Here is a 13,933-nt window from a genome sequence, read left to right as displayed (position 1 = left end):
TGTTAATTTCTGTGTATACCCTTATCCGCCTACAAAATCCCCGCCATTAATATGGATAATTTCACCAGTAATGAAGCTGGAATCCTGTGAGGCCAGAAATACGTAAGCCGGAGCCACTTCCGATGGTTGCCCTGCCCTTTTCATCGGATTGTCTTTTCCGAAATCCGAAACATCGTCGAAAGTTTCCTTAACCAGAGGCGTCCAGATCGGTCCGGGTGCAACACCATTCACCAGAATATTCTTTTCTGCGATATTGGTAGCCAGAGAGCGGATAAAGGTGGCGATTGCTCCCTTGGTGGATGAATAATCGATTAAGTGATCACTGCCGCGATAGGCTGTAACAGAGGTGGTACAAATGATCCTCGAACCGCTTTCCATTATCTTCAGGCAGTCCCTAGTAAAAGAGATCATCGAGATGATGTTGGTGTTGAATGTCTCGTAGATCTGCTCATCCGAAATATTTTCAATATCATCCTTAGGAAACTGGACGCCGGCATTGTTCACCAGAATATCCAATGATTTCCATTCGTTTTTAATTTTTTCCGTACACTCTTTTCTGAAATCCTTATCTGAAATATCTCCTTTTAACAGAAGGCAGCTCTTCCCTTCTTTTTCCACCAGCCTTTGCGTCTCCTTGGCATCATCATCGCTTTCTTTGTAAATGATCGCTACTTCCGCACCTTCACGGGCGTAATGCACGGCCACGGCCTGACCGATCCCGCTGTCGCCGCCGGAAATCAGTGCTTTTTTACCTAAAAGCCTTTCACTTCCTTTGTAGTTTTCACGGATAATTTCCGGATACAGCCCTTCCTGAGGAACCTTTGACTTGGAATCTGATTTGTTCTCTGTTTTCATATTCAAATATTTTGTGGTGAATTAAACATCAAACCACAAGCCGAATAAGAAAAAAGTATGGTATCTTAAAAAATGAAACTTACGAATGATAAGCCTTCTCCAGATCTTCAATAACGATCTTCTGCATGGTCATCATGGCCTGCACCACCTTTTGCGCTTTTTCCGGATCGGGATCGCTCATCAGCTGAATAAGCTTTTTCGGAACGATCTGCCAGCTGAATCCGAACGGGTCTTTCAGCCAGCCGCACATGCTCGCCCTTCCGCCGTCAGCGGTTAAAGCATTCCAGTACTTATCGGTCTGCTCCTGGGTATCGGTCATTACCACCAGGGAAATGCCTTCATTGAAATCGAACTGGTGATCATAAGAATTGTCCATACAGAACAGGCTGTAGCCGTCGATTATAAAATGTGCATGCTGAATATTCTCTGCCGGTTCCGTTATGGGGTGGCCTTCGCTGCCCTCTCCGTATTTCAGAACATTACCAATTTTAGAATTGGGAAAAGTACGGGTGTACAGTTTCATGGCCTGCATGGCTTTTCCGTTATTTCCGTGGATGAACATGAGCGTTGGAATTATCTTCTGATCCCCGGATTTCTCACCCAGAAAAATCTGCCAGGTCACGCCGTATCGATCCTGAACCCAGCCGTATTTTTTGCTCCAAGAATAGGCATCCAGCGGCATCAGGACCATTCCACCTTCTGAAAGCGGATCCCAGTACTGCTGAACCTCTTCTTCCGTTTCGCAGATGACCATGAAAGATACCGAAGCATTCTTTTTAAAATGCGGACCACCGTTCAGCAGCATCAGCTTCTGCCCGAAAAGATCGATGTTCATGACCATTGGCGTATCGGCTGTAATTTTGCCGTTGAAAACTTTAGCATAAAATTCGGCGGACTCTTTCGCGTCGCCATCATACCAAAGGCATGGGAAAATATCGTTGTTCATAATTTTTAATTTATTTTTTTTATGCCCGGTGTTTTTTTTAACAGATGATTACGTGGATTCGAGCAACCTCAGCCACCATGATTGTCGCTAATCTAAATGATTTTTAAAACTTTTGTGCACCTACTCTCTATATAATATTCAGCTTTATTTTGCAGCACGAATATCTTTTGAATCTTTTGCGGTTAAAATTTTTCGGTCAGATTAAAATTGCAGGTCTTCATAGTTTACACCTATTTAAAAATCTTTGATTTTTAATCTGATATGTTCTTCCTGTTTCCACAGCTGGTCTTTTCCTATTTTCTTATGTGTTTAAATTTTTCTTACAGGTAGCTTTCACTTTTCTACTGATGCTTCGGAAAATCAGGTACATTTTCTGTGAATGATAAGCGGTTTTCTTTCAAATGGATTTTTAGTTTGTTCATGCTGCTCTTTCCGAAACCCGGCATCTTCCTGATTTCTTCTTCCGAATAGCCTGATAACTTTTCCAGGGAATCGATTTTCTCTTTTTCCAGGACTTTTCTTGCCGATACAGCGATAATCCCCTTGAGAAAGTTGTTTTCCGAAATAGGGCTTACCGCACAGACTGATTTCAGGCATTTTGCCATTATTACCAGGTTGATCATGCCACTGAAAGAATTTAATGATTTTCTACATACTTATGAAAATTATTCAGGATCGCATACCAGCCTTCCCGCTGCATTTCTGCAGGATTCTGCTTTTCAGGGTCGAAGGTAATCTCTACTTTCGTCGTAGTAGCGTCGATTTCATGAAAAAGGATTTCGACCTTTCTGCCGTCTTCAAGATGATAGCTTATCTTTTCATTGGGAATCACCTCATCATAAGTTCCTTCAAAATCGAACCCGAAGCTCCCGTCTTTTGCTTCCATCCGGGTTTTAAGCTTTCCGCCGGGACGCAAATCGTTTTCAGCAGCAGGACACTGCCAGGTTTCATGGGCAAAATTCCAATTCACCATATGCTCCGGTCCGTTGTAATAATCCCAGACTTTCTGAACGGGTGCCAGGATGGTAATATCAATATTAATAGGTTTCATATGCGATTATTTGTGATGAAACAAAAGGGCAACTTTGGGAGCTGCCCAATGAGGTATAATAAAGTTTAAAGATAGAACTATTTTGCATATTCTTCATTATAATTCACCATCCAATGAGTACCATATTTATCCTGGAAACTGCCAAAATAATCTCCCCAAAACTGGTCTTCAATCGGCATTTCTATGTTTCCACCTTCGGATAGGCCTTTAAAGAGCCTGTCGGCTTCTTCCCTGGATTCCGGAAAGATGGACACATAATTGTTGTTTCCTACCGTAAGCGTCTGTCCGAAGCTTGGGACAATGTCGGAAGCCATCAGAAGATCATTCCCGACGGGCAGTGCAATATGCATAACCCTGTTCTTTTCTTCATCGGACAGATGTTCCGTTCCGGGAGCGTTTCCCATTCTGTAGATTTCGCCCAGAAATTCGCCGCCGAAAACCGATTTGTAAAAATTGAAAGCTTCTTCCGCTTTCCCGTTAAAATTTAAGTACGAATTTAATTTAGCCATGTGATTAGTGTTAAATGGTTTAAGATTTTAATTTAAAGTTTTGTATTCAGCGTTTGGAAACTGAAACAGATCTTAGATTATTATGATTAATACGATGAGGGTATAATTTTCAGATAGGTTTACCAAGTTTACTATTATCCATTCGATGTTCAGAAAGCTTTACCAAAATAATATGGAAATTTAAACCCAGTTTTCTCGAAGTATTATTATCATAAAAATTATGATTTTAACTCTCACCGGATTTTATATAATGGATTGAATTTGATGAAACTTTCCCGGGTAAAAAAGCGGGATTCTAATTATCTTTGGGCAATTGTGAAGGATCTGCGAAAACGATATTCCAGCCATGACCGTTGATGTCCCAGAATGAGTTCTGATACATCCAGCCATGATCCTGAGGCTCTTCGTGCTGGGTGGCTCCGTTTTCAACCGCTGCATTGACGACCTGATCCACTTCTTCCCGGCTATTGAGGCCGATAGCAACCAATACCTGCGTGGTATCTCTTTTCGGAACCGGCCGTTCCGAGAAAGTCTGAAAGTATTCTTCGGTAAGAAACATGACATACATATTGTCTCCCATAATGATGCAGACTGCATTCTCATCCGAGATCTGATCATTTACAGGAAATCCCACATTTGTCCAGAACGCTTTGGTCTGTTCTATATTTTTAACGGGAAGATTAACGTAGATCTGATTGGCTTTCATATAATAATTTTAAGGGTAAAACTTTTATCCAAAATTATCTTATTGTTGTGAAAGCCCGCTTGCCATAAGACAAGATTTGTTATTTTCCGGGATGCGAAACAAGCTCTTTCCGGATACGGCTTAATGAGGTATCCGTAATCCCGAGATAAGATGCAATCTGTTTCAGCGGTGCCAGGCGTACCACCTGCGGCTTCTGCTCCAACAGGTTAAGGTATCGTTTGGTAGCAGAAAGCGTAAACATTTCCACCGAACGCTGCTTGTAGATGAAAAGCTGCTGAGACATCCAAGCCCTGCCCCATTCCCGGAGGTTCGGGATCTTATGGAAAAGTTCCTGGAAACTTTCAAAGCTGAGCTTCCAGCATTCGCAATCGGTAATGCAGACGATATTTTCCTGGGTAGGAATCCGCTGGAAGAGTGAAGAGACTTCAATAATAATTTCGTTCTCTGCAAAAAAGTGGGTGGTGACTTCGTTACCACTGAAGTCATTTACAAATGAGCGGGCCAACCCTTTTTCAAGAATATAATATTCGTTGGCTGTTTTTCCTTCCTGCAAAATGCAGTCTCCTTTATGAAACTTCACTTTTTCATGAGCACTGAATATTTCTTCAAGTTCTTCTTTGAAAAAGAATGGAAAATCATAGCAGATTTCTAAGGATGTGTTGCTCATGGATGAATGCTTTTAAGATTTTAAAAATAAAATTTTATTCGACAGGTTGAAAAAAAATTTTACTCTCGTAAATCTGTAAAGTAAAGGAATATTTGATAAAGTAAAAATCTTATGTAAAGTTTCATCAGATCACCATGCTGATTATTTCTTAGCCTTTGCAAACTTTGCTCTTTAAAAAAGTAAACTATGCGTTAAGAAACCTGGTAGAGGTTATGAAATGGTTCCTGACAGTACAATCCTAAAACAGGGAAAGCTGAATCGGTTTGGGCGGTGAAGGCTTTTGTGCATCACCGAAAATGGTTTTCCCGCCGAATCGCCATGAGTTCTGACGTTCTTCTTCAATAACTTCCTGGATATCAAAATCCGGGGTAAAATCTTTTTCCGTTGCTTCAATAATCTGGTGAAGCTTGTTCAAAGTTTTTAGTTTGTCCGAATTTCCGAGTTTGGATTTTTCTATTCCGGATCTGATGATCTGCAGACTTTCGTCATAGATTTTGGTAGGAACCGGGAAAGGATGGCCGTCCTTTCCTCCGTGGACAAAGGAAAATCTCGCCGGATCCTTAAATCTTGAAGGGGCGCCGTGGATGACTTCACTCACCAGTGCCAGCGACTGCATCGTACGCGGACCTACGCCTTCCAGCATCAGCAGATCTTCAAAATTCTGAGGTTGCTGCTCACGGGTTATATACAAGAGAGCACCCAGCCGCTTCAGATCGACATCCGAAGCCTGGACTTCGTGGTGGTTGGGAAGAATCAGCCTGGAAAAGTCACTCATAATTTCCGCAGAATCGGTATGGGAAATTTCCAGAATTCCTTTCCGGTTTTCCGAAGCTTCGGAATCGGTTAAATTCAGAATTTTCCCTCTGGAAATCCCGTTGATGCCTGTGTGAGGCTCTTCCACAAAAGAAGTAATGTTTCCGGAATGCCAATGGTAACGCCTGGCGGTTCCGTCGGATTCGTGCATACCCTGCTGAACGACGCTCCAGTTTCCGTTATCCGATAGAATAAAGTTGTGCAGGTACAATTGATAACCATCCTGAATCGCCGTATTGTCTACTTTTGCAGACAGTTTGCTGGCTCTTACAAGACTATTTCCGTCGAGTCCCGTTTTATCGGCGATCTGAAGCAGTTCGGAAGGTGTTTCCCGTGAGAATTTGCCTTTTCCGCCGCAGATATACAGCCCCAAAGATTGTGAATTGGGATTAATGGAACGCTTCAATGCTCCCATCACCGAAGTCGTGATCCCGGAAGAATGCCAGTCCATTCCCATTACCGCGCCGAAGCTCTGGAACCAGAAAGGATCTGCCAGCCGGCGAAGCACTTCGTCTTTCCCGTAATCCATTAAAATAACTTCCACAATAGAAAGCCCAAGTACCGACATCCGTTCGTAGAGCCAGGGCGGCACCTTGCCATAGTGAAGCGGTAAATCTGCAGTTCCGGAACGTTTCATACGGTAAAGGTAAGGGTAAACTTTGTATTTTTTATTGTTTTGAATCAGTATTTTCAGGTTTAAAATAGTCTTTAATTTGAAAAGCGGTTATGCGATAAGCTTAGCGAGGAAGCTAAACTTGAGAAACCCAGGTTGAATTTAAACACATCAGAAAAAAGAAGAAATCTGATTTGAAAACAGGAAGAATACATCAGATTAAAAATCAAAGATTTTTAAATAGGCGCATTCATCTATGAAGATCTGTAATTAAATCTGACCAAAAATTTTAACCGCAAAAGGGTCAAAAGAATATTCGTGCTGCAAAACAAAGCTGAATATCAAAGTTAGAATAAGTCCACAAAAGTTTTAAAATCAAAGATTTTTGTGTTCCATTGTTTAAATTAGCGTTAATCATGGTGGTTGAGGTTAATCGAAGCTACATAATCATCTGTAAAATCAGTACCAATCTGTGGTATATCTAACCTCGAAAATTTTACCACAAAAGTCACAAAAGAGATTGATGCTGTTTAAAAAGCTGAATGCTTTACAGTGAATAAGCGCACACAAGCTTTTAAAAATCTTCGATTTTTAATCTTATATGTTCTAAAATATTTTCACGCTATTAAATTCTCTCCGGTGACTCATGTGTTTATTAGATGTTATCATCTGTGAAAATCCGTGGTTCAAATCTTACCGTTTTATATAAATAAAGCATAAAAAAGCCCTGCGAAATGATTCGCAGGGCTTCTAACTTTTATTACTTGATTATTTCACAGCAGATAAAGCCGCTTCATAATTGGGTTCGTCTGCAATTTCGGACACCTGCTCCGTATATATTACTTTATTGTTTTCATCCGCTACAATTACAGCACGGCTCAGAAGTCCCTGAAATACAGAGTCTGCAATCGTCACTTCATAATCGTCACCAAAGCTGCCTCTGAAATCTGAAAGGGTTTCTACATTATCCAATCCTTCTGCAGCACAGAATCTTCCCAATGCAAAAGGCAGGTCTTTAGAAACATTAATTACCACGGTATTGTCCAATGCAGAAGCTTTTTCGTTAAATGTTCTTGCCGAAGCTGCACACACCGGTGTATCGACACTAGGGAAAATATTGAAAATCTTTTTTTTGCCTTCAAAATTCTCGAGGGTTTTAACATTCAGCCCGGAATCTACCAATGCGAAATCCCTGATACTGCTGCCTATTGACGGAAGCGTTCCTATTGTATGTACTTCGTTTCCTTTTAAAGTGATTGTGGTTGCCATAAATTTATTTTTTTTAATCTTTTTCAAAGTTAATAAAATACAGAATGCCATTGAACAGAAAATGATAAAATAATTCTTAATATAAAGCTGATCAGGAATATGGACGATGATTTTCTAAATTTTTCATCAATCTAGAAAATCCCAATCCCTGCATTTTATATTTTTGTGAATTAACTCTAAAAAACGGAAATTAATTTTCGGAGAGACTAGGTATTTGCATATCTTTGTCCCTTAATTGACAACACCAAAACACATCTGATCGAAATCATCATTTTATGGTTCGCCGGACTGTATGATTTTTACGCAGAAATATTAATGTAGTGATCACTATATTTTCCTTTAAAATCGGGATTTCTATGTACAAAACGTTTTCGGAATTAAAAAAGGTATTGCGAAAAGATATACATCCGCACAAAGTTGTTAAAGTCGCCCTCTTAGGCGATACGGCTACTCAGTTTTTGAATGTAGCCTTAAAGGGAACCGCTAAAAATGAAGGTTTCGGACTTGAAATTTTCGAAGCGGACTTTGGGCAAATTTCCCGTCAGATTATGGATCCATCTTCGGAATATTATGAGTTCGATGCCGATTATACGATCATCTTTGAATCTACCCATAAACTGCTGAACCAGTACTATAAATCTCCGGATTTTTCTAAAAATTTTGCCGACAATAAAATCAGTTACGTAGAAGAGCTTTATAATGCCATACAAAGCAGAACAAAAAGTCGTGTAATCTATTGTAATTTTCCTATTATCGACAGTAAAGTATTCGGAAACTTCTCGAATAAGGTAGAATCTTCATTCAATTTTCAGCTGAATAAGATCAATTACCTTCTCTCTCAGGAAATTGCTGTGCAGAAAGATAACTTCTTTATTGCCGATCTTCTTTCCATCCAGAATAAATGGGGAAGGGATTTTATGTTTACGCCAAGTATTTATGTGAATACGGAAATGGTTATTTCCATTGACGCCCTGCCGATCGTTGCCCACAATATCTTCAGTATCATTGCTTCTCTGGAAGGGAAATTTAAGAAATGCCTGATCCTGGATCTCGACAATACCACCTGGGGCGGGATCATCGGTGACGACGGCCTCGAAAAAATCCAGATCGGAAATTTGGGAATCGGTAAAGCCTTTACGGAGTTCCAGTATTGGGTAAAAGCCCTGCAGAAAAGAGGGATTATCCTGGCCGTATGCAGTAAAAATGACGAAGATAAAGCCAAAGAACCTTTCGAAAAACACCCGGATATGGTATTAAGGCTGGACGATATTGCCGTCTTTATCGCCAACTGGGAGAATAAGGCAGACAACATCAGAAAAATTCAGCATATCTTAAATATTGGTTTTGATTCCATGGTTTTTTTAGATGATAATCCTTTTGAAAGAAACCTCGTACGGGAGAACCTTCCTGAAGTTTGCGTTCCGGAACTTCCCGAAGATCCTGCGGAATACCTGGAATATCTTTACAGCCTTAACCTGTTTGAGACTGCCAGTTTTTCGGAAAACGACAGCGAAAGAACAAAGCAGTATCAGGTAGAAGCCCAAAGAGCAGTTGATCTTGAAAGCTTTACAAATGTTGAGGATTTCCTTAAAAGCATGAATATGGTTTCCGATGTGCAGCCATTCAACAGCTTTTCCAAGCCGAGGGTTTCGCAGCTTACCCAGCGGTCCAACCAGTTTAACCTGCGTACCGTGCGGTATACCGAACAGGAAATTGAGAATCTGATACAATCGGAGAAACATTACACCCTTTCATTTACCCTGGAAGATAAATACGGCGATAACGGCCTGATCTGTGTTATCGTTCTTGAAGAAGAAGATCAAGAAACTCTTTTTATCGACACCTGGCTCATGAGCTGCAGGGTGCTGAAGAGAGGAATGGAAGATTTTACCCTGAATACGATAGCGGATCTGGCCAGACAAAAAGGTTACACCTGCCTCACTGGCGAATACTTGGAAACTGCAAAAAACCAAATGGTAAAAAACCATTATAAAAATTTGGGCTTTACTTTTGAAAACAACCGATGGACACTGAATGTCCACGAGTACCAACCCAAAACTGTATACATTAAAAATAAATAATTCTATGGACAGAAATGAAGTTTTAGAAAAGCTTGCTCCTATTTTCCGTGAACAACTGGACAATGACGATATTGAACTGAATGCTGAAACGACCGCTGAGGATATTGAAGAATGGGATTCTCTTTCTCATATCCAGCTTATTGTGGCTATTGAGAAAGCTTTCGGGATCCGTTTTACTTCCGCAGAAATCCAAAGCTGGAACAATGTGGGTGAAATGATCGATTCCATTATCAGTAAATAGATCCTATGCTCCTCAATTCATATTATTTCATCTTCTTTTTTACTGTATTATTTTTTGTTTATTACCTTTTCGGGAAAACATCAAAAATCCAGAATATGGCTCTTCTCATAGGAAGCTATATTTTTTACAGCAGCTGGAGCTGGAATTTTTTGTCGTTGCTTATTCTTTCTACGCTGGCTACTTTTTTCATCGGAAAAAAGATCAGAAAGTCGGAAGGCAAAGCAAAGGTCTATTGGATGAGAGGCGGTGTATTTCTGGTTCTGATCCAGCTTCTGTATTTCAAGTATTTCAATTTTTTCATTGAGAATTTCAATGATCTGCTGAAGATGATGGGTACGAAAGACCAGTTGGGATTGCTGAAGATCATCTTTCCTATCGGAATAAGCTTTTATTCTTTCCGGATGATCGGCTACCTGCTGGATATCAGAAACAATAAACTGAAAGAAATTCCCTCACTGCTCGATTATTCGGTGTATGTCGCCTTCTTTCCGTGCATTATTGCAGGACCTATCGATAAAGCAGGACCGTTTTTAAATAACCTTAAGAATAAAAGGAAATTCTCGTCATTACAGTTTACCGACGGATTGAGGCAGATTTTATGGGGGCTTTTCAAAAAACTGGTTGTAGCGGATAATATCGCGACCATTACCGCTCCGATTTTTGAATCTTATCATGGTCTGAACGGAAGCGCTCTGTTTATTGGTGCTGTTTTATATTTTATCCAGTTATATTGTGATTTTTCAGGATATACCGATATGGCGATTGGAATTTCAAAACTGCTAGGCATCAAAATTCAGCCGAACTTCAATTATCCCTTATTTGCCCAGAATGTGGCAGATTACTGGAGAAGATGGCATATTTCCCTGACTTCCTGGCTCACGGAATATGTTTTCACGCCCCTTTCGATCCGGTTCCGGGATTATGATAAATACGGGCTGATCATGGCGATCATCATCAACTTTCTGGTGGTGGGATTCTGGCACGGTGCGGAATGGCATTATATCGTTCACGGACTGGTCAGCGGAATCATGTTTATCCCGATCATCTGGAAAGGGAAAATGAATAAAAAGATAAAAAGCCAGAGCAACATCATTCCCACAAAAGACGAAATGAAGAACATTCCTGTCACCTTTGTCATGTTTGCCCTGCTGATGGTGCTTTTCTTTTCAAGTGACATGAAAATGGCCCTGGGATATTATAAAGAAATTTTCTCTCTTTCTTTTTTCCAGCTACCGAATTTTAAATTTCAGAAAGTGATAGCTCTGCTTATCCTGTTTACTTTAGCGATCGAATGGATCAACCGGGATAAAGAATATGCCCTTAAAGATCTGTTCACCAAAAACAAAAGGGTTGTCCGTTGGGGATTCTATTACCTGCTGATTTTCCTGATATGCCTGTTCTATATTGCTCCGAAAGGGTTTATTTACGCACAGTTTTAAGTTATGAAAAAATCACTTTACCGATTACTGCTATTTGCCGCACTTCCTTTGTTTTTCATCGGCTACGCTGTTTACATTACCGGAAAGAATACAGATGATTTTTATAAAAGATTTTCGTCTCCGCAACAGAATTCCCTAATTTTAGGCAGTTCCAGGGCAGCTTCGATGAATCCGGAAATTATAGACCAGGTGATCCGTAAAAAATATCCCGAAGCCAGATTATACGACTACGCTTTTACCTGGGCCCACTCTCCTTACGGTCCCAAATACCTGGAGTCTATAGAAAAGAAAGTTGAACCTCATACGAAAAATGGTGCTTTTATTGTAACCGTGGAGCCGACGGCTTTAATGGTTTCCAGAAAAAGCCCGGACAGTCCGGAATATTTCATTGAAAACGATAAATCCGTTGCCAAAACATCCCATGTTGCCGTAAATCCCAATCTTGAATACCTATTGGAAAGCTTTGATTTTTCCATCACCAAGGAGTTGAATAAAAAAATAATGCCGGATAAGAATCAGATGGTGGAAGTTTCCGTATTGGACAATGGGCAGGTACAAGGCAAGGTAATCAAAAGATTCTCTCCCGAAAAGCGAAAGGCGGTGAATAAAGAAAAAATGGATGAATTAAAAAACAGAATCGCCGGCCTTACCATGTCGCCGATCCGCTTGCAATATTTGGCCAAAACCGTGGCCTTCCTCAAAAAGCATGGAAAAGTTGTGCTTGTAAGAATGCCTGTAAGCAAGACAGCATATGCTATCGAAAACTCTTTTATTCCTGATTTCGACAAAATAATTACGGGAATTTCACAGGCTGAAAAAGTACCATATATTAACTATAATGCATTTTCAAACCGGTATGAATGGATTGATGAAGTACATCTGGAACCCGAATCCATGGATAAATTCTCCTGGCAGATTGGAAAAGATATTATTAATTTAAAATAACTCACAGAGCATCCTGAGCTTACTATCATTTTCAACTTTTCTTCAAACTAAATAAGAAATATTTAAAACGGGAAACCGTTATGTTAGGCGGAAATTTTTTATATTCGCAGACCTAAAAATTGTTTAACCATGAAAAAGAAAATTACTTTGCTGTTATTCGGAGTTCCGCTCTTCGGCTTTGCACAGTCAGTGATCGGGAGCATCAATTCCGGAGCGGTTTCTGCAGACAGCTTTTCGCATTCCGTAGGAGAGATTTATGTGATTCCTATCAATCCCGATCAGACGAGTTCCGGTACAATGGGAATGTTCTATCAGTCCGTTCTTCAGATATTGGGCGTTTCTGAGCTTGAAAAAGACAACGTTAAAATTTATCCGAATCCGACTGCTGATTTTATCTACGTCAAACTAAGCTCAAAATCGAAAATCGAAGGCGCTGAAATCTACGATCTTTCCGGAAAGCTGGTTTTAAGAACCAAATTAAAATCCGAACAGCTGGATCTCAGATCGCTTCCCCAGGGCGTTTACATGATCGTCTTCAAAAACTCCGACCTAAAACCTATTAAAATTATCAAAAAACATTAAAAACTATTCACATGAAAAAATTATACGCTACGATAGGATTATTCCTGGCTTCTTTAGTAAGTGCGCAGGTTCCACAGGCTTTTAGCTACCAAACCATTGCTTTCAACGCCGCCGGAGCACCGATTGCCAACGGAAATGTTTCTTTCAGAATCAGCATCCTGGATAACTCGGCAACAGGAACCGTTTTATATACGGAAACCCAAACCAAAACAACAAATTCCAAAGGATTGGTCAATTTAAATATCGGCCAGGGAACCGCTACTACCGGAAACTTCGGAGGCATCAATTGGGGAACCAATTCTAAATTCGTAAAAGTAGAAATGGATCCGGCAGGAGGCTCCAATTATACCAATGTCGGGGTGAATCAACTGATGAGTGTCCCTTATGCTTTGGTGGCAGGAAGTGTTTTATCAAATTCATCTTCAAGTAATGGAGTAAATGTTGTTTCTCTTAAAAATAATACCGGAAACGGATGTATTGTTGTTTATTCTGATAATGAGGCAAAAGCCTATTATTTAAATCCAAACGGAACAAATTCCGGAAGCTGGAATAGCTCTAATATAACTTTTTCTTCACCTATCATGGGAGCTGTATCTTCTAACAATATCATTGTCGTTTACTCTAATAGTGTGGCAAGAGGATATTATTTAAATCCTAATACAACCAATCCAGGAAGCTGGACTACCACGCCTGCTGACTTTTCTTCAGCTATTAAAGGAGCTGTTGCGTCAAACAATGTAATTGTTGTTTATTCTAACAATGAGGCAAAGGCTTATTACCTAAATCCTAACGGGACAAATGCCGCAAGCTGGAATACATATAACGTAACCTTCTCTTCGCCCATCAAAGGGGCTATATCTTCTAATAATACAATTGTTGTTTACTCTGATAATGAGGCGAGAGGTTATTATTTAAATCCAACCGGAACAAATTCCGGAAGTTGGACAAGCAGCTATGTGACGTTTTCCTCCCCAATAAAAGGAGGAACTGCATCCGGAGGAAGTATTGTGGTATATTCTAATAATGAAGCCTATGGCTATCATTTTAATCCTACAAACAATTCGGGAGGTTGGACAAACAGTGTTGCGTTTTCATCCACAATAAAAGGAAGTATTTCGACAGCAAAATAAAATTAGATACATGATAAACTAAAAGAGAGGCAGCCGCCTCTTTTTTTATGCAAAATATCGGAATAAACAATCATAATCACTAAATT

15 protein-coding genes are annotated in these 13,933 nt (G+C 40.1%); 6 read left to right on the top strand and 9 right to left on the bottom strand.

The genetic code is table 11. The annotated features are described in order from the left end of the window. Nucleotides 1-21 precede the first annotated feature (21 nt). The 9 genes from QE422_RS10330 to tpx all read right to left on the bottom strand — a co-directional run bounded on the left by QE422_RS10330 (nucleotide 22) and on the right by tpx (nucleotide 7,429). The gene (locus QE422_RS10330; RefSeq protein WP_307457677.1) at nucleotides 22-855 is read right to left on the bottom strand and encodes an SDR family oxidoreductase; all 834 of its coding nucleotides are present in this window, start codon (nucleotides 853-855) and stop codon (nucleotides 22-24) included. A 79-nt stretch (nucleotides 856-934) separates the two neighbouring features. After that, nucleotides 935-1,801, bottom strand: coding sequence for a VOC family protein (locus QE422_RS10325; RefSeq protein WP_307457674.1), 867 nt, complete (start codon nucleotides 1,799-1,801; stop codon nucleotides 935-937). 341 nt (nucleotides 1,802-2,142) lie between these two features. Next, on the bottom strand, nucleotides 2,143-2,424 hold the full coding sequence (locus QE422_RS10320; protein WP_307457671.1) for a DNA-directed RNA polymerase subunit alpha C-terminal domain-containing protein: 282 nt from the start codon (nucleotides 2,422-2,424) through the stop codon (nucleotides 2,143-2,145). A gap of 14 nt (nucleotides 2,425-2,438) precedes the next feature. Further along, on the bottom strand, nucleotides 2,439-2,852 hold the full coding sequence (locus tag QE422_RS10315; RefSeq protein ID WP_307457669.1) for an SRPBCC family protein: 414 nt from the start codon (nucleotides 2,850-2,852) through the stop codon (nucleotides 2,439-2,441). A 77-nt stretch (nucleotides 2,853-2,929) separates the two neighbouring features. Continuing rightward, on the bottom strand, nucleotides 2,930-3,361 hold the full coding sequence (locus QE422_RS10310; protein WP_307457666.1) for a VOC family protein: 432 nt from the start codon (nucleotides 3,359-3,361) through the stop codon (nucleotides 2,930-2,932). Nucleotides 3,362-3,656: 295 nt separating this feature from the next. Continuing rightward, nucleotides 3,657-4,067, bottom strand: coding sequence for a VOC family protein (locus QE422_RS10305; protein ID WP_307457662.1), 411 nt, complete (start codon nucleotides 4,065-4,067; stop codon nucleotides 3,657-3,659). A 79-nt stretch (nucleotides 4,068-4,146) separates the two neighbouring features. Next, nucleotides 4,147-4,734 (bottom strand): Crp/Fnr family transcriptional regulator, encoded by a 588-nt coding sequence (locus tag QE422_RS10300; protein ID WP_307457659.1) that lies wholly within the window; start codon nucleotides 4,732-4,734, stop codon nucleotides 4,147-4,149. A gap of 238 nt (nucleotides 4,735-4,972) precedes the next feature. Continuing rightward, a complete protein-coding gene (locus QE422_RS10295; RefSeq protein WP_307457657.1) occupies nucleotides 4,973-6,184 on the bottom strand; it encodes a DUF763 domain-containing protein in 1,212 nt (403 codons plus the stop codon). Nucleotides 6,185-6,928: 744 nt separating this feature from the next. After that, a complete protein-coding gene (tpx, locus tag QE422_RS10290) occupies nucleotides 6,929-7,429 on the bottom strand; it encodes a thiol peroxidase (RefSeq protein ID WP_307457654.1) in 501 nt (166 codons plus the stop codon). 356 nt (nucleotides 7,430-7,785) lie between these two features. Here tpx and QE422_RS10285 point away from each other — a divergent pair, with 356 nt between their 5' ends. The 6 genes from QE422_RS10285 to QE422_RS10260 all read left to right on the top strand — a co-directional run bounded on the left by QE422_RS10285 (nucleotide 7,786) and on the right by QE422_RS10260 (nucleotide 13,847). Continuing rightward, the gene (locus QE422_RS10285; RefSeq protein WP_307457652.1) at nucleotides 7,786-9,510 is read left to right on the top strand and encodes an HAD family hydrolase; all 1,725 of its coding nucleotides are present in this window, start codon (nucleotides 7,786-7,788) and stop codon (nucleotides 9,508-9,510) included. A gap of 4 nt (nucleotides 9,511-9,514) precedes the next feature. Further along, entirely contained in the window at nucleotides 9,515-9,751 is a 237-nt protein-coding gene (locus QE422_RS10280) for an acyl carrier protein (RefSeq protein ID WP_307457650.1), read from the top strand. Between the two features lie 95 nt (nucleotides 9,752-9,846). Beyond that, nucleotides 9,847-11,190 (top strand): MBOAT family protein, encoded by a 1,344-nt coding sequence (locus QE422_RS10275; RefSeq protein WP_307457648.1) that lies wholly within the window; start codon nucleotides 9,847-9,849, stop codon nucleotides 11,188-11,190. A 3-nt stretch (nucleotides 11,191-11,193) separates the two neighbouring features. Then, nucleotides 11,194-12,135 (top strand): hypothetical protein, encoded by a 942-nt coding sequence (locus QE422_RS10270; RefSeq protein WP_307457645.1) that lies wholly within the window; start codon nucleotides 11,194-11,196, stop codon nucleotides 12,133-12,135. Nucleotides 12,136-12,264: 129 nt separating this feature from the next. Beyond that, entirely contained in the window at nucleotides 12,265-12,717 is a 453-nt protein-coding gene (locus QE422_RS10265; protein ID WP_307457642.1) for a T9SS type A sorting domain-containing protein, read from the top strand. An 11-nt stretch (nucleotides 12,718-12,728) separates the two neighbouring features. Next, a complete protein-coding gene (locus QE422_RS10260) occupies nucleotides 12,729-13,847 on the top strand; it encodes a hypothetical protein (RefSeq protein ID WP_307457639.1) in 1,119 nt (372 codons plus the stop codon). The last annotated feature ends 86 nt before the right edge of the window (nucleotides 13,848-13,933 follow it).

This window comes from Chryseobacterium sp. SORGH_AS_0447 (assembly GCF_030818695.1).
Classification (GTDB): Bacteria; Bacteroidota; Bacteroidia; order Flavobacteriales; family Weeksellaceae; genus Chryseobacterium.
This window is presented reverse-complemented; position numbering and strand designations above follow the sequence as displayed.